This is a genomic window from Paraburkholderia sp. BL23I1N1 (genome assembly GCF_003610295.1).
In the GTDB taxonomy this organism is placed as follows: domain Bacteria; phylum Pseudomonadota; class Gammaproteobacteria; order Burkholderiales; family Burkholderiaceae; genus Paraburkholderia.
Map to the genome: position 1 here is coordinate 5,897,429 of NZ_RAPV01000001.1, position 16,905 is coordinate 5,914,333.

General features: G+C 63.4%; 13 protein-coding genes. 4 read left to right on the forward strand and 9 right to left on the reverse strand.

Going from position 1 to position 16,905, the window contains the following annotated elements; translation table 11 throughout:
* Positions 1 to 23 precede the first annotated feature (23 nt).
* Positions 24 to 1,196: a porin gene (locus B0G76_RS27600; protein ID WP_120295295.1), complete on the reverse strand. Its 1,173-nt coding sequence runs from the start codon at positions 1,194 to 1,196 to the stop codon at positions 24 to 26.
* 533 nt (positions 1,197 to 1,729) lie between these two features.
* Here B0G76_RS27600 and B0G76_RS27605 point away from each other — a divergent pair.
* Together B0G76_RS27605 and B0G76_RS27610 are read left to right on the forward strand one after the other, a co-directional pair.
* Positions 1,730 to 2,839, forward strand: coding sequence for an OpgC domain-containing protein (locus B0G76_RS27605; protein WP_120295296.1), 1,110 nt, complete (start codon positions 1,730 to 1,732; stop codon positions 2,837 to 2,839).
* Between the two features lie 96 nt (positions 2,840 to 2,935).
* Complete coding sequence (locus B0G76_RS27610; protein ID WP_120295297.1) at positions 2,936 to 3,796, forward strand: alpha/beta hydrolase family protein; 861 nt, start codon at positions 2,936 to 2,938, stop codon at positions 3,794 to 3,796.
* A gap of 62 nt (positions 3,797 to 3,858) precedes the next feature.
* On the opposite strand, the gene B0G76_RS27615 is transcribed toward B0G76_RS27610, so the two are convergent.
* Positions 3,859 to 4,941 carry an AI-2E family transporter gene (locus B0G76_RS27615; protein ID WP_120295298.1) on the reverse strand — a complete coding sequence of 361 codons (1,083 nt, stop codon included), beginning with the start codon at positions 4,939 to 4,941 and terminating at the stop codon, positions 3,859 to 3,861.
* Positions 4,942 to 5,286: 345 nt separating this feature from the next.
* Between B0G76_RS27615 and B0G76_RS27620 the strand changes: the two genes are divergently transcribed.
* Both B0G76_RS27620 and B0G76_RS27625 read left to right on the forward strand, forming a co-directional pair.
* Entirely contained in the window at positions 5,287 to 5,571 is a 285-nt protein-coding gene (locus tag B0G76_RS27620) for a DUF3331 domain-containing protein (protein WP_120296866.1), read from the forward strand.
* A 233-nt stretch (positions 5,572 to 5,804) separates the two neighbouring features.
* The gene (locus B0G76_RS27625; RefSeq protein WP_120295299.1) at positions 5,805 to 8,384 is read left to right on the forward strand and encodes an adenosylcobalamin-dependent ribonucleoside-diphosphate reductase; all 2,580 of its coding nucleotides are present in this window, start codon (positions 5,805 to 5,807) and stop codon (positions 8,382 to 8,384) included.
* Positions 8,385 to 8,407: 23 nt separating this feature from the next.
* Here the strand turns inward: B0G76_RS27625 and B0G76_RS27630 are convergent, their stop codons facing one another.
* From B0G76_RS27630 to hflK (B0G76_RS27660), 7 genes are all read right to left on the reverse strand, one after another.
* Positions 8,408 to 8,884 (reverse strand): DUF3331 domain-containing protein, encoded by a 477-nt coding sequence (locus B0G76_RS27630; protein WP_120295300.1) that lies wholly within the window; start codon positions 8,882 to 8,884, stop codon positions 8,408 to 8,410.
* Between the two features lie 42 nt (positions 8,885 to 8,926).
* Entirely contained in the window at positions 8,927 to 9,919 is a 993-nt protein-coding gene (locus B0G76_RS27635) for an MBL fold metallo-hydrolase (protein WP_120295301.1), read from the reverse strand.
* 126 nt (positions 9,920 to 10,045) lie between these two features.
* Complete coding sequence (locus tag B0G76_RS27640; protein WP_120295302.1) at positions 10,046 to 10,402, reverse strand: BON domain-containing protein; 357 nt, start codon at positions 10,400 to 10,402, stop codon at positions 10,046 to 10,048.
* Between the two features lie 181 nt (positions 10,403 to 10,583).
* Positions 10,584 to 12,575 carry a cation-translocating P-type ATPase gene (locus tag B0G76_RS27645; RefSeq protein WP_120295303.1) on the reverse strand — a complete coding sequence of 664 codons (1,992 nt, stop codon included), beginning with the start codon at positions 12,573 to 12,575 and terminating at the stop codon, positions 10,584 to 10,586.
* Positions 12,572 to 13,624 (reverse strand): protease modulator HflK, encoded by a 1,053-nt coding sequence (gene hflK, locus B0G76_RS27650; protein ID WP_120295304.1) that lies wholly within the window; start codon positions 13,622 to 13,624, stop codon positions 12,572 to 12,574. Before hflK (B0G76_RS27650) ends, B0G76_RS27645 begins: the two co-directional genes overlap by 4 nt.
* Positions 13,621 to 14,670: a protease modulator HflC gene (gene hflC / locus B0G76_RS27655; protein WP_120295305.1), complete on the reverse strand. Its 1,050-nt coding sequence runs from the start codon at positions 14,668 to 14,670 to the stop codon at positions 13,621 to 13,623. Before hflC ends, hflK (B0G76_RS27650) begins: the two co-directional genes overlap by 4 nt.
* A 70-nt stretch (positions 14,671 to 14,740) precedes the next feature.
* Complete coding sequence (hflK, locus tag B0G76_RS27660) at positions 14,741 to 16,654, reverse strand: protease modulator HflK (protein ID WP_120295306.1); 1,914 nt, start codon at positions 16,652 to 16,654, stop codon at positions 14,741 to 14,743.
* Positions 16,655 to 16,905 lie beyond the last annotated feature (251 nt).

Consider the following 16,905-nt stretch of genomic DNA (forward strand, 5'->3'; position numbering starts at 1 on the left):
GCTGTCTCGTCCTGCCGCCTTCCCTAGAACTTATGCCGTATCGCCGCGCGCACCACGACCTGCTTCGACGTCGATGACGGCGACTGGGTGCCGGGCGTAAAGGCCTCGTCAAGAATCGAATAAGTTGCGTCGCCGGTCACCTGCTGATATTCGCCCTGAATGTAGACGTCGGTCCGTTTGGACAGGTTGTAGTCCGCCATCAGGCCGAACGAATGAATCTTCGGCTTCACGCCGCCGCTCGAGGCGTCGTAGGTTTCCATCGTGTACACATACTGCGCGCCCACGAACAGCATCGGCGAAATCTGATACTTGCCGTTCACCTCGAAGTTCTGATACTTCAGCGAGTTCAACAACACGCCCGGCGGCACGAGCGGCGTCACGCCGAGATAGCCGTTGCCGGTGGGGTTCAGATAGTTCGAGTTGGTGTACACGAAACCGGCCGTGGCCGGGCCGAAGGTATATGTGATGCCGCCGCCGAACACGCGCATGCGGGCGGCGATAAAGCTGGCGTCGTTCGCCGTGATCGCGCCGTTCGAGCCGTTGCCGGGGTTGTCGGCCTGCAGATACGCCGCGGCCACCAGCAGTCCGCCATAGACGTACTGGCCGCCGAAACTGTACGCGCGGTTATTGGCGAAGCCGGTGTCATTGCTGAAGCTGTAGACGCCGCCGAACTGGAAGCCCGAGATCGTCGGGCTAGTGTACTTGACGCTGTTGTCGAGGCGAAATGAGTTGTCGGTGTTGTCGTTATCGTACGGATGCGAGAACAGATAGCCGGCCCAGTTGCCGTTGGCCGTCGTCTGCGCCAGAAAGTCGACCACCGAGTCGTACTGGCGGCCGAACGTCAATGTGCCGTATGGCTCCGAACTCAAGCCGACGAAGGCTTGGCGGCCGAACATCCGGCCGCCCTGGTTGAGCCGCCCGGAACTGACGTCGAAGCCATTTTCCAGCTGGAAGATCGCCTTCAGGCCACCGCCCAGTTCCTCGGCGCCTTTCAAGCCCCAGCGGCTGCCTTGCGCATAGCCGCTCGCGAGTTCATAGACATGGCCGTGGCCGACATTGTTGGTGTAGTTGATGCCTTCATCGAGTACGCCGTACAGCGTCACACTCGTCTGGGCAAAAGCAGAGGGGGAGAAAATAGCTAACGAAGCGGCGGACAAAGCAGTGGAGACAGCCAGCGCGAACACTTGCTTGTTCATGATGATCTCCCAGAGCTCGAGTGATGGGACCTCGATCCGACCGCTTTCTTTTTGACGCTTCTCGGGGCGCTTATCGAACCTGACTCGACCCCGACAGACCCCGACGCGCTTTCAGGAAATCCTCACACGCCGTTACGTCGCCGTCCATCGGGTGTCGCGCGCATATCTCAAAACGTTGCGAAATCTCCACTGCGTGCAGCAGCCCCTTCTTTCGCGGCGCTTATTCAGGTAAACGGCGGCGCGCCAGCCAGACTTAAGCCGGCGGCCGCATGGGCCGCCCCGCTCTACCCATCTCGTAGCAGCTTTGTTATCGAAAGAAATATAATCGAAAGCTTTTGCGGCGCTGCAGCGGAACTCGGCGCCGTCAAACGGGTCATTTTTACTGGCCTCTGCAACCGAGCCTCGCATGGCCGGTTCAAGCGGCGACACAGGTCGCCCCGCCGCAACACCCATCCAATTTTATAAAGCTTTGTGAGACGCCTGCCGCGCTGGACTAGCGCGCCGTCGCACAGGGCTGCTTTTGGCGCCACACAATGCAAAAATCGCAATCCCGCTTGATTGAGCTCGATTTTTTTCGCGGGCTGGTTCTCCTGATCATCGTCGTCGATCACATCGGCGGCAGCATTCTGTCGCGCGTCACGCTTCATGCGTATGCGCTGTGCGACGCGGCCGAGGTCTTCGTGTTCCTCGGCGGCTTCGCCACCGCCACGGCCTATGCGGCGCTCGCCGAACGGCGTAACGAGGCGACCGCGCGCAGCCGCTTCCTGCGGCGCTCGCTCGAGATCTATCGCGCGTTCCTCATCACAGCCGGCTTGATGCTGCTGGTCAGCGCAGTGCTGAGCGCGTTCAGTATCGACGGTCCGAATCTGGCCACCACCGATCTCGACGATCTGATGGACGCCCCTGTGTCCGCCCTGCGCGACATCCTCCTGTTCCGCCGTCAGCCGTATCTCGCTTCCGTGCTGCCGATGTACGCGTTCTTCGCGCTGCTGGTACCGATGATCCTGCCGCTCGCGCGCAGCAAGCCGTGGCTGCTGCTGGCCGGCAGCGTCGCGCTGTGGGCGGGCGCACCGGCTATCGACGCCTACCTGCCCGCCGCGCCGGACATGCACTGGGATTTCAACCCGTTCGCCTGGCAATTGCTGTTCGTGCTCGGCGTGCTGGCACGTTGCCAGCCGGTTTATCAGCGGATCAGCGCGCACCGTCTCGGCTGGCTGGTCAGCGCGCTGGCGCTCGCCGTGGTCGCCGCCGCGGCCTACTACAAGCTGTTTATCGAACGCGAGCCGCTCGACGGCAGCTTCAAGCAAAACCTCTCCTACCTGCGCGCAGTCAATTTTCTGGCAATTGCCTGGCTCGTCGCGAACCTGATCGAGCTCGGCTGGGCAAGAAAGCTCGCTCAATGGATGCCGTGGGTCGGCATGATCGGCCGCAAAGGGTTGCTGTGCTTTATCGCGGGCGCCGTGATTTCGCTGGTCGTCGATTCGGTGCTGTATGCCGCGACTGACGGCTATCTGAACTATCCCCTCGGGCTGGTGGCGGATGCATGTGCGGTGGGCGCATTGTTCGCCGTCGCCAAGGCATCCGAGCCGCTCAAACGCTTCACCGCGTACGTCTGGAGCTTGCGTCTCAGGACATCGCCTTGAGCGGGCAGCGTGCCGCTTGCCACTTAACGATTTCCACTGCCGATACTGATAGCATGACGACCGCGCCCGACCTGCGCGGCGGCCTCTTACTCTGACATGCGTCTATTCCTACATTCCGCACTCTTCGCGCTGTGCGCCGCTGTCGGCGCGCTGGCGAACGCCAGCACCGTCATCAGCCGAAGTTTCCATTCCGAAGCGCTCGGCCGGGATTGGGCCTACACGATCTATCTGCCCACCGGCTACCGCCACGACGCCGCGCGCATTCCGGTGCTTTACCTCCTGCACGGCAACAACGGCGACGCCAACGACTGGCTCACGCAGGGCCACCTGCAGACCACCGCCGACGCACTGATCGAACGCAAGGAGATGCCGCCGGTCGCGATCGTGATGCCGCAGGGCGGCACGGACTGGTACGTCGATCGCAAGGAGAAGATGGAGACGGCGTTCTTCGACGATCTGCTGCCCGAGATCGAAACGCGCTACGCGGTCGCGACGCAGCGCAACGGTCGGATGATCGGCGGCGTTTCGATGGGCGGTTTCGGCGCGCTGCGCTACGCCATGACGCAACCCGCGTTCTTTTGCAGCGCGCTCCTGCTCAGTCCCGCGATCTATGCGAACGAGCCGCCGCTCGCTTCGGCGGCACGCCGCGTCGGCGTGTTCGGTGATCGGCAGTTCGATCCGCACGCCTGGCATGCGCTCAACTATCCGGCGCAATGGGAGCGGTACATGGGTCAGCCGTATCGCCTCTCAATCTTCATCGCCGCCGGCGACGACGACCTCGCGATCCAGGCCGATGCATCATCGCTTTACACGCATCTTCGGCTGGCGGAAAATCCCGCGGCGCTGCGCATCATCGACGGTGGTCACACCTGGGATGTCTGGAGCGCGCTGCTGCCGGCAGCGCTGAAATATACGTTGGGCTGCGTCAAACAGCCGGCGCGCGATCAGGAAAAGTAACCTCGCTAGTCCCGCCCCCCGGCGAATCAGCAGTCCTGATTGCGCCGGCAAATTGCATGCAACTATTGCACGAGGTCAGCCCACAGCACCACGAGCACGGTCATCAGCGCGGGCCCGATGAAGAGGCCGAGCAAACCAAACGTCTCCGCCCCGCCGAGAATGCCGAACAGCACCAGCAGGAAAGGCAATCGCGTCGAGTTGCCGATCAGCACCGGCCGCACGAAGTGTTCGGCGATGAACACCACGACTGAACCGAACACGGCAAGCCCGATCGCCCCGGCCACCGAGCCTTGCGAGAACAGCCACAAGGCCGCGAGGCCGAACGTGAGCGGCGCGCAGAACGGCAGCATCGCGGCGATCGCCGTGATGGACGCGAGCAGCGCGACATGCGGCAAACCGGTCACGAAATAGGCGACGCCCATCAACACGCCCTCGCCGAGCCCCACCACCACCAGCCCGGACACGGTGCCACGCACTGCCGCGGCCATGCGCTCGAGCAACTGTGCGCCGTCATCGCCGAAACCGCGCCGCGCGCCTTTCATCAGCGAGCCGGACAGACGCGGCCCCGCTTGAAAGATCACGAATAGCGTGATCAGCATGAAGGCGAACACCATCACGCCGTGCGCCGCGCGCGCGCCGAAATGGCGGCCGAGCGTCATCACCGTGGTGCTGTGCAGTCCCTTCATGGCCGCCGAGTCGCGCAGCGGCTGAGCGAGATTGGTCTGCCACCAGGCTGAAATCTGTTGCACGCCGAACGGCAAGCGCTCGATGATGGCCGGCATCGGAATACCGTTTTCCTGCGCGGCCTTGAACCACTCGCTCATGTCATGGGCTTCGCGCAGCGCCTGAGCAATGCCGATACCGACCGGCAGCACCACCAGCAACGCAATGACGAGTGTCAGCACCGCGGCGATCAGCGTCGTGCGGCCCGTGCACCAGCGGATGCCCTCCATCTTTCTCAACAGCGGCCACAGGGCGATCGCAATGACGCCGGCCCAGGCCACGACCGCAATGAAATCGCGCACGACCCACAACGCCAGCAACACGAGTGCGATGTAGAGGACAAGCGATGCCGGTTTCTGCTTTTTCAGGCAAGCAGGCGGCACCGGGGATTCGGGCGGGACAATTGGGGGGCGTGAAGTCATGAAGGCTCTTAAGGTCTTGTGGAAATGCGCGCGAGCCGTCCAGAAAAATGCAAACCCGCTACACTTGCATCGCACGGTCGCTCATCAATTACCACATCTTAAAGGAAGCGCCGCAGCCCTTTGCAGGCGGCATTCTCGTCGCGCTGCGTACAACACTGCGTTGCAAAAATCCACGTTATCGCAAATTCATAACGCATACGACCCGCAAAGCCCCGCCGTTCCGGGCGAGCACAAATGTCAAGTTTCATTGTTGCTATTTGAAGAACAGTGTTTCAACCGCGGCAGAATGGCTATCCGGCGCGCACGGGACTAAATTCGGCACACCACAATACGGAGCCGACGATGATGACCCTTGAGTCCATCCCCCTTGACGGTACCAATGGCGTGCGCATCGAAATTCTCGAACGCTCCGATACCACGCTGGTGATCCGCTGGGTCGAACCGGGGCGCTGTCATTATGGCGAGCAACGGTGGCGGCGGCGCTCGGCGCATACGTCGGGGACGTGCGCGGTTACGCGGCGCAAGATCCGCCGCGGCGATGCGGTGTTCAAGCCCGCTGAACGGCCGGCACCTTCGAATGCTTCCGCGATGATCTGTGCCGAGGTGTTCGGCGAACTGGTTGAAGCCTGACGTTTTTTGCCTCGACGGCACGTTGTTGCTATCACGCGGTTACGGCGCCTGCCGCCGTGAGCCTCTCCACAGCCCTGCCCCCAAAAGCCCGATTGCGGCCCTTCGCCACGTGCGTTAAGGTGTTCCACGTTGCGCCAGGTCACCACGCCTGCCAGACGCGCACCGTTAAATGAATGCCCCGCACCCATTCGAATGCGCCGCAGCCCGTCTCGCGGCAAACGAGAGGCGACACCATGGCAGAAGACACTTCCGAAACCCGCGCCGCAGCGGTTCCTCCCGTCCAGATCGTTGCACCGCAACAATTCTCTCTGGACGTCCTGCTCGAGAAATACGCGAAAGGCGACGAACAATCGGCCGACGACGTGTTCAAACGCGTCGCCCGCGGCGTCGCTCAGGCGGAACCGGAAGCCTTGCGCGAGTCGGTGGAAGCCCTCTTTGTCGACAACCTGCGGCACGGCGCGCTGGGCGCCGGGCGCATCATGAGCGCGGCCGGCACGGGCATCGCCGCCACGCTGATCAATTGCTTCGTGCAGCCGGTCGGCGACGCGATTCAAGGCGTCGACGAACAAGGCCTGCCCGGCATTTACGTTGCGCTGCTGCAGGCCGCCGAAACGATGCGACGCGGCGGTGGCGTCGGCTACAACTTCTCCGCGATCCGGCCCAAGGGGGCCCGCGTTCACACCACCAGTTCGTCGGCGTCCGGACCGTGCAGTTATATGGACGTATTCGACGCCTCATGCCGGACCGTCGAAAGTGCGGGCTCGCGGCGTGGCGCGCAAATGGCCGTGCTCGATTGCAATCACCCCGATCTGATCGAGTTCATCGAAGCGAAACATTCGAAAGGCCGCTGGAACAATTTCAACGTGTCGGTGGGCGTCACCGACGAATTCATGCGCACGGTCGAAGAAGATCAGCCCTGGCCGCTCGTGCACCGCGCCGAGCCGTCACCGGCGCTGCGCGCGGCAGGCGACGTGCGGCAGCGCGAAGACGGCCTGTGGGTCTACAGCGAACGGCCCGCACGCGAGATCTGGGATCGCATCATGCGCTCCACTTACGACGTCGCCGAGCCCGGCATCGTGTTCATCTCGCGCATGAACGAGGACAACAATCTACGCGCCGTCGAAACCATCCGCGCCACCAATCCGTGCGGCGAACAACCGCTGCCGGCCTACGGCTGCTGCAACCTCGGACCGCTGAACCTCACGCGTTTCGTGCTCGATCCGTTCGCGCAGATGAAAGGCCGCAAGCCTTCGTTCGACTGGGACGGTCTCGCCAAACGCACCCGCATCCAGGTGCGTTTTCTCGACGACGTGCTCGACGTCACGCTATGGCCGCTGCAGCAGCAATATGACGAGTCGCGCGCCAAGCGGCGCATCGGCGTAGGCTTCACCGGCCTCGGCGATACGCTCGTGATGCTCGGCCTGCGCTACAACTCGCAGGAAGGCCGCGACTTCGCGGTACGCATTGCCCAGCTGATGCGCGACGAAGCCTATCGGGCGTCGGTGGAACTGGCGCGCGAGCGCGGCGCGTTCGAATTGTTCGACGCCGCGCGTTATCTGGAAGCCGGCACCTTCGCCTCGCGCCTGCCCGACGACATCAAGGATGCGATCCGCGAGGACGGCATCCGCAACAGTCATTTGCTGTCGATCGCGCCGACCGGCACCGTCAGCCTCGCGTTCGCCGACAACGCCTCGAACGGCATCGAGCCGGCCTTCTCGTGGACCTACACGCGCATGAAGGTGATGGCCGACGGCGGCCGCGAATCGTTCGATGTCGAAGACTACGCGTATCGTCTTTATCGCGAGCTCGGCGGCGATGTGAGCAAGCTGCCGGACTACTTCGTCAGCGCACTCGAGATGTCGGCGCGCGACCACCTCGACATGATGGCCGCCGTGCAGCCGTACGTGGACACGTCGATCTCGAAGACCGTGAACGTGCCGGCGGACTATCCGTTCGAAGCGTTCGAAAGCCTCTACTTCGACGCGTGGAAGAACGGTCTCAAGGGTCTCGCCACGTACCGCCCGAATGAAACGCTGGGCGCGGTGCTGAGCGTGAGCCCGCCGCAAGCCGAGGACACGCTGGCCGAGACCGGTCAGGACCCTTTGCGGATCGCAATCGATCATCGGCCCAAGGGCGAGTTGCCGGCGATCATCGAAAAAGTCGAGTACCTGACGCAAGCCGGCAAGAAGTCGCTTTACGTGGCGGCGTCGTTTATCGAAGTGACGGGACGGCTCGGCGGCGAAGACGTCACGATCGAGCGCCCTATCGAGTTCTTTATTCCGACCGGTCAACGCGACGAATCGCAGCAATGGATCACGGCGACGATGCGTTCGCTGTCGCTCGCGGCACGCGGCGGTTTTGTCGCGCGCAACTTGCAGGATATGCGCAAGGTGTCGTGGGACCGCGGGCAAGTGCGGCTCGGCGAAGTGCAGCGTCTCGACGGTTATCGCACGCCACGCTGGCACGATTCCGAAGTGGCGGCGCTGGCCTTTGCGATCCAGCAAATTCTGCACCGGCGCGGTTTTCTCGACGCGGAAGGCAACCAGGTGCCCTCGCGCATGCTGGCGCGATTGCCGCGCGGGCAGATGAAGGCCGAGACGGCGTTGTCGGCGGATTTCGGTATCCGTCCAAATCCTGGTGACGCTGGTGACGCTCGCGAGGCTGGCGAAGCAGCGTTGATGCAAGCCGGCGGTGCGCAAGGCTTGCATACGATGCTTGGACGCAAATGCGGCTCGTGCGGCGCGAACGCGGTGATCCGCAAGGATGGCTGCGATTTTTGCACGGCGTGTGGCGAAGTGGGTGCGTGCGGGTAGGCAAGCCTGATGAAGACCTGTCGCTAATCGCCATGCACAGCCATAGAGGGCATTCCTGCAACCACAGAAGCCAGAATCATCGCGGCGGCGTTGGCGGGTGCCGCGCTACGCACCCTCGGTTTATAGACGAAATCACCGCGGCGGATGACCGCCCCGCTCAACCCGCAACGCCCTTTTACCCGGGCGCGGCAGAAGATCCAGACCTGGTCGGCGTAGCAGCCGCGCGTAGCGTCTCGCCAGAGCACGGCGACAGAGGCCTCAGACAGGCGCTCGGTCACTTCTATCAGCACGTGCCGCGACGGCGCATAGGGTTCTTTGCCGCGCGCCGGCGGTACCAGGTACGCTTCACCCTGACCTTCTTTATCCGAGGTCATAAGCGTATTGATCACGTGACTCCACACGAGTGCGCGACTAGCGTCCGTCATCGGATCCAGAAAATGCTGACGGATGCCGTTCGCCCGGAGCGTGTGGTGCGTCACTGCAATCGATTCTGCGCCCATTTGTCGTTCCTCAGAGTGATGAAGGAAAAGGCCTAGCCGATGTCATTGACCGGGCGCGGCTTCGTAATTGATCGGCACCCAGTCATAGGTATTGCCGTTTCTTCTGATATGCCCCAAGCCCGGAAAGGCAATATGCGCGGCGCCGATCAGATAGCGTCTGTCCGCAGCCAGCTTGAGCGCGTAGCGACGCGAGCGCTGTGCCTCGCCCATGTCGGTGTCGTATTCCACTGAAGCCGCCGGGTTCTGCAACTGGATCGACGCGACATGGACGATATCGCCCCAGACCAGCAGATGTTTCGAATCGCTCTCCACGAGATACGCGGTATGACCCGGCGTATGACCCGGTACTGCGACGGCCCGGATACCCGGATCGAGCTCCACATCGCCACTGAAGGGTTTGAACCGCCCGGCCGCGACATAAGGCGCAACGGAGGCGATCGCGGCGTCGAAGAACGTGCTGAGGAAGGCAGGCGCCTGTGACTTGTGGGCCGGATTCAGCCAGTAGTCGGCTTCTGCCTGGCTGGTCCGCACGACAGCGTTCGGAAACGTCATCGCGCCGTTCGAAACGATGCCGCCGACATGGTCCTTGTGCAGATGCGTCAGCAACACTTCGTCAACCTGTCCGGGTTGATAGCCCGCTGCGCGCAAGTTCGCGAGCAGCTTGCCGCAACAGTCGCCATAGAGCACACCTGCGCCGGTATCGACGAGGATCAGTTTGGAACCCGTATTGATCAAAAAGGCGTTGATCGAACCTTGAACGGGCGCTTGCAGAAAATCATGCTCCAGGTCGCGCGCGATTTCCGCTTTGGGCACGCCCTCCATCACGGTATCGATCGGAAACGGATGCGTGCCGTCAAGCAGAGCGGTCACTTCGAAGCCGCCCAGCATGATCCGATAAAAACCCGGCCCCTGCGTTTTGACCTGCGGTGCGGCAGCAAGCGCCGCGTTGAACCACGCTCCCGAGACGATGCTTGCGACAACTACACACCATGCGCCAATATGCATTGCCCATTTGCGTTGAATCCGTATCGTCATTTCTTCCTCTGTACTCGCCATAGCTATGTGAAGAAGCATAACGACCACCCATTTGATACAGATGCAAAATTTTCTTAATCGTCCTGAGCCGAAGTTGGCCACCGATGCTTCCGATGGCCCTCATCCTTACTGACCGCCGTCTTCCGCAACGATCAGGCGGTTGTCAACCGCAACCACTTTCGGCACGCGTTTGGCGGCATCGCCCGCTACCTGAATCTGCGCTTCATCAACCACCGTCCCCACTAGCGAAACCTTGCCGCCCCTGGCGAACACGGAAATCCTGGTGGCGTCCAAACCTTTGGTCGAATACAGCGCGTGACGAACCGCCTTCGACAGTTGCAGGTTCTGCGAACGCAACGCCGCTTTCGTCGTGGCTGCCGCCGGTTGCGATGCCGCGGTGTCGCTTACGGTTTGTGCGATGGATGGAATGGAAATAAGCGCGGCGGTGACGCTGCACGCCGCGACGATGACGCAGATTCGCATGATGAATTCCTGTGGATCCGATTAAATTGAAAGCGACCACGAAGGTCATGTCGGCACAGGCAAGCATGCTTCCCATGCGACGATTTCATCTTATCCACGTTGACTGTTCTGAGCCGCTTAAACCTTATTAATGCTCGTTAAGCGTCCACCCGTTCTTCTTCAGAAGCAGCACGCCGCGGCGTCATAGGCGATCGGCGTGCGTATGGCTGCCCATTTGACTATCCTCATCCATGCGCAGAAGCCGCCCCGCGCTGGCAATCACAATGAACGTGCCGAGGTTGTGCAGGAGCGCGACCCACACGGCGCTCAACACGCCCGTCGCGGCGAGCGTGATCACCGCGACAGTCCACGCAAGCCCGATCGCCGCATTGATCGTCACGGTACGCGAGCAGCGCCGCCCGAGCCGCACGCAGGTCGCAATACGCCGCAAATCGTCGCCGAGCAGCACGACGTCGGCCGACGCCACCGCAATGTCGATGCCCCGCTCGCCCATGGCGATACTGGCAGGGCCGGCCTTGATGGCGAGCACGTCGTTCAAGCCGTCGCCCACCACCAACGGATGGTAGCCCGCTGCCATCTCATGCACGACGTAGTCCAGCTTGTCGTGCGGTAAAGCTTGCGCCACCACCAGGTCGATACCGGTTTGCGCGGCCAGCTTGCGCGCAACCGGCTCGCGGTCGCCGGTCAGAAGCGTCTGGCGTGTCAGTCCCAGGTCGCGCAATTCCGACAGCGCGCTGCGCGCCTCTTCGCGCAGCGCATCCGCAAAACCAAACCATGCGAGGAACCTGCCATTCAACGCAAGACCGACACAGGGTCCTTCGATCGCGCGCGGCGGTTCCGGCAATGCCTGCACGTGTTCCGTGAGCAAGCCATAGCGGCCGAGTACCGCGACGCCCTCCGGCGTTTCGCCCACCACGCCGAGACCGCGTAATTCGCGCGTATGCTCGAACGGCGCGCGCTCGCATCCGGCCGGTTCGGCGTCGTTCACGTAACGCACCAATGCGCGGCTCACGGGATGCGCGCTACTGCCGCCGAGCCGGGCCGCGAGCTGGAGCACTTGCGCCCGATCGACGCCCGGCTCCAGGAACACGTTCTCGACACGCAATTCGCCGTAGGTCAGCGTACCGGTCTTGTCGATCACCAGCGAATCGATCTGGGCAATCTTGTCCAGAAACGCGGCACTCCTGAGCAGGATGCCGTGCCGTGCGCCCACGGCAATGCCGGCAATGGCCGTCGAAGGCGCCGCGAGCACCAACGCGCACGGGCACGCCGCGACAATCACAGCCAGCATCGCCGACGCGTTCGACGAGGCGAACCACACGATGGCCGCAATCAGCAGCACGAGGCAAAGATAGCCGCCCATATAGCGCTCGAGTATCTGGGTAATCGGCGGTTTCGCCTGCTCGGCGCGCTGCATGAGTTCGATGATCTTGCCGAGCGTCGACTGTTCGCCGGCATGCGTGACCTCGATGCGCAGTGGCCCGTCGAGATTCATCGCGCCGCCGAATACCTCGGATCCCGCCTCCACGTCGAGCGGCAAGGACTCGCCGGTGATGGGTCCGTTATCGACGCTGGACTGGCCATGTTGCACGACGCCGTCGGCAGGAATCCGTGCGCCGGCCACGATTTCGATCAGATCTCCCGCGCGCACCGCTTCGTACGGCACCTCTTCGATGGCACCGTCCGCCCCGACACGCCGCACCTTGCCCGACGTCAGCCTGCCGAGCGCCCGGATCGCCTCCTGCGATCCGAGCACGCTGCGCTCTTCGAGCGCGTGCCCGAACGTCATCACGATCGGCAGCAAGGCGGCCGTCGCCATGTCCCCCACCGCCCACGCCGCCAGCATCGCGAGCGCGATCAGCCGGTCGGTCACGCCGTGCAGGCTGGGCGTCTTCAGACTTTGCCAGGCACCTGCGAACACCGGTCCTGCAACCACGAGCGACGCGAGTCCCGCCAGCACCTGGGCCAGCAAGGCCCCGCCCGCGACGAAGTAGTCCCATGCCAGCGATAACACCAGAAGACCGCCGGCCAGCAACGCAAGTGCTATTTGCCGCGTCACCGCCCGCTGCTCGGATGCCGATAACGCAATGGCCGGCCGCGGAGCCTTCTGGCGTGTGCCGCCGGCCTCCCACGCCTCTTCCGCGTGAACTGACTGCTCCAGATTCGCGCTCATCTGGCGTTCCCCGGAAGGATCAGATTCGATGTGTTGCGAGGATCGACCGTCGTCACGCCTGCCGCTTTCGACAGGATCTGGTGAACGCGGTCCCGATAGACGCGCGCAAGCAACCCTGGATCGCTATGGGTTTGCAATGGCGCGTTCAGTTGTTGAATCGTCAAGGTTTGGGCCTGTGCGGTGGCCACGCGTTCGACCGCGCTCGCATGCGCGTTCTGCACGATCCGGTCGGCGTCCTGCTGGGCGTCCTGGCGCGTTCCCTCAGCGGCCGTGCGCGCCTCGGCGATGTTCCGTTCTGCCTCCTGCAGCGACGTCAGCACGGAGTTGAACGCGTTGACGGCGGGCGCCGGGAATGAAGCCTCGACGTCGACGCGCGCGACTTCGATGCCAAGCCCCGCGTGCAGCGCATCGAGTTGCCGCAGATGCCGTTCGATTTCCTGCGCGAGATCGCCGCGCAATTGCTCACGCTTGACGGCCACCTGCGGATCCGCCGCCAACTGCTCGGGCCGCGCCACGAGAATCGCATCCAGATCGCGCTTGGCCGCCACCTCGACCGTCGATGCGGACACGATCCGTTCGAGTGCTGGAGCAAGCCGATCCTTCTGCAGCACATAGGCGTACGGATCGACTACACGGTAATACAGCGCGGCGCGCAACTGCAGGACGCCGTTGTCGCCTGTCAGCACGTAGCCGGACCCTGCTAGCGCATCGGGCAACATGGGGCTGCCGCCTGCAAGCGAAGGTTCGGTTCCGGCCTCCGGCGCACGTTCGAGCGACTGAATGCGCTGTTCGAGGACACGGGCGCTGCCCGGCACCAGCAACGCCGACTCGAACGGACGCGGCCAGGCAATCAGCAGTCCTGCGTCCTGAGTGCGCACGAACGCGCCGAAACGCAAGACGACCGCGCGGCTATCAGGCGGAATGCGCTGGATGTTCGACCCCGCCCATGCACACGCGGCAAGCACGGCGACCGCCGCTACAAACCAGAACGACAGGCGCACTGCCTGTGCGCCAGGGCCAAGCGGCGGCACGCCGGAATCCGTGCTCATCGCGCGGACCTGCCCTTTTTCGAGGTGGACGACTTAGACGATGACGGCGCCGCGTTCATGTCGGCGGGACCCTGCACGAGTGCCTTGAAGGGCGCCGCATCGGTGCGCAGAATCAGGTTCGTGTTGTCGCCAACAACCGAGTCCAGCGTATCGAGCGAGCGCAGCATCGTGTACAGCTGGGGATTGCCCGCATAGCTGTTGCCGTAGATCGCTGCAGCATCCTTGCGGGACTGCGCTTCGATCTCCGCCGCTTTCACATTCGCGTCGGCCAGCGCGATGCGCGCGTCGCGATCCGCATCCGAACGGATCTGCGCCGCCTCGCGATTGCCGTCGGCCGTGCGCTGCGCGGCCACCGTCTCACGTTCGGCGCTCATCCGCCCGACGGTCGCCGCCAGTGTCACGGCGGGAAGCGTCAGCCTCTCCAATCCAACCTGGACGACGTGCACGCCATAGGCCGAATACAGTTGTGCGTCGATCTGGCTGCGCAATGCGTCTTCGAATGCCGAGATCCGCACCTTGGACGGATCGGTGTTGACCAGCGACGAGAGCTCGAAACCGGCGGACGTGGTTTGCAACGCCGAGCCGAGCAGCGAGCGGATTTGCCGGGCTGCTTCGTCGGGCACGTTGCCCACGGCTCGCACGAAATGACTGACGTCGTTCGGATCCGCCGCGACGCGCCATGCAACGTAGGCCTGCACGATGATCCGCAGGCCGTCGCGCGTGCCAACATCCTGCAGACCGCTCGAGGTAGTGTGCAAGCGCAGATCGACCGGCACCACCGCTTCGATCGGCGCCGGCAGGCGCCATGCGAGGCCAGGTTCGAGCAGCACGCGCACCGGCTGCCCAAAGCGCGTGATGACCGACGCTTCGCCCGTGCGCACCGAAATGAAACTCGCCACCATGATCGCGACGATCACGCACAGCACGGCGAGCAGCACGCGCAGGTAAAAGGGGCCGCGCTCCGGCGGCTCGCCGTGATCCGCGTGCGCATGGCCGCCGTGATGGTGATGCCCGTGGCCATCGTGGTGCGAATGAAACGAACTCATAGTGTCACCCCGAAAACAGCTTTATCTGACGCTAACGTGCGACGCGAAGTCATTCGGCATACCCTGACCCTCAATTGCCGGGCCGGATGCCGGCTAGATCGCCGGCCGTGAACGGGCGCAGGTCGATCGTGGCGCGCCTGTCGTCGACGATCCGATTGTCGATCACTGTGATGCGCGCGTTCTGCAATCCCTTTTGCAGCTTGCTCAAGTAGTACTCGAATGCAAAGGCCGGACCGCCCAGACGATAGGCCACCTTATCGGCATCGAAATTGATCTGTTGCACCCGCGCCGACGATAGCGTGTCGCCCGCCCGCGCACTCGCCTGCGCGACGCTCGCCAGTGCCTGCTGCTGCGCATTGCCGAGCACGCCTGCCGCGAAGCCGCGCGCTTGTGCGACGCTGCCCTGCGCGCGAATCTGCGCCGCTTGCACATCGTGATAGGCCGCGGCCGCCCCTGCCGGCGGATGCACGCTTTCGATCACCACCGCCACCACTTCGATGCCGCTCTCCAGCCGGTCAAGCTGCAGTTGCACCGCTTGCCGCACGCTGTCGGCCATCGCGGTTTGGCTCGTCTCGAGCAACGACTGCAGCGTATGCGACGCGAGGTAATGCACCACCTCGCGATTCGCAATCGAGCGCACCGTACTTGCCGGATCGACGGACCGGTACAGCGCCGCACGCGCGGCGGCATCGCTCAAGGCCACGCGGTAATCGAGCCGCACGTCGGCGTTGACGATCTGGAAGTTCTGCTGGTCCCCGCTCGCGCCGGCTATCACCTGCGTCGTCTCCCATGGATGCAGGACATCCCAGAGACGGTTCAGGTCCGCGGGCGTCGGGCCATCGGCGGAGGTGGACGGCGCAGCGATGCTGCTGCTGTCCGCGCCGCCCGAGACGATCAGCTGATGCACGGCGCCGTTGTCGACGACGCGCACCTTACCGAAGGGCCAGGGCATGCCGGCATGGAGTCCCGGCGACCAGACCGCGACCGGAGCGCCGAATCGTTCATAGACCGCGCGCTGGCCGGGATTCAGTACGACGATGGACGTCAGCAGCCATGCGCACACGGCGATTGCGGCGATCGTTGCGGGCAACAGGCGCACGAAACTCCGCAGCACCCAGTTTTGCCGCAGATCGATTCCGTAGCGGGTGTGCAATTCAGCGCCAAGCGACGAAAGCGGCGAGCGGCGATATCGCAACAAACCTGCCAGGATACTGGAGGGGACGTGGACAGCGATTGCCCCGGCACGCGGGGCGGAGAACCAGCGGAGGCCCGCGCGAATGGCCAGCTCGATCGCGATTGCCGCACTGAATAGCGCGATCGCATGGACGGCCAGATCGAGCGCCGTATGCAGATAGACAAACCACCCGGCCGACACAGCGGCAGTGAGCGCGCACAGCAGCACCACGCGCAACATGCCCGCGAGCGACGCGGATTCCGACGCATGCGAGCGATCCGCATCGTGTGCGTAAAAGCGTTCGGCGACGAGGGTAAAAAAGGCAAGGATCAGCGCCGCGGCACCGGCGGCGATCACAAACGACGGCGAGACCATCGCACGGATCAGCGCGGCGGGCGCAAACGGCCTGAAAGCCGCCGCAGCAAGCGCCGCCGAAAGACATGCACAAACGGGCACGCCCCAGGGTTCCCAGCGAATGGAACGGGCAATGGCGCCCCATCCTGTTGCGTCCGGATGCCGCCGGATAATGTGCCACAGGGCCCTTGCGGTTTGCCGCCAGCTCAAGCGCTCTGTCTGCGCAAGCTGTGCATGCATTGCCAGCGGGCCCCAGATCGCGACGACGAAGACGTTCAGGCACGCGCTCGCCAACACCGCGCACCAACGCAGATCGACGGGCAGGCCTTCTGCAAGGTTCAGGGTGCCGAATACGGCCGCAAGTCCCAGGGCAACCCATCCAGCCAGCGAGACGCCATCACGCCCGGTGGACTGCTCACGCTTTGGCTCGTTATCGCGCCCCGCCCGATATGACATCAGGAATCCTTACGCATTCACTACAAAGCCTGACGATCTGCCGCTTTACCAGGAGCGGCAGCAAGGATCTGCGAGCCGCCGTCTGGCGCGCAGGGATTGGAAACTTCCCGACCAACCGGGAATGCATTTTGAGCATATGCGTGTGCACACGCAATAGGGCTGCCGCAAAATTTTGAAATTTTCAGGACTGGAAAAGACCAAAACTTCGGCGGCAACTTCGGCTGTCTTAGCGTGCAGCGGCTGCCGATATC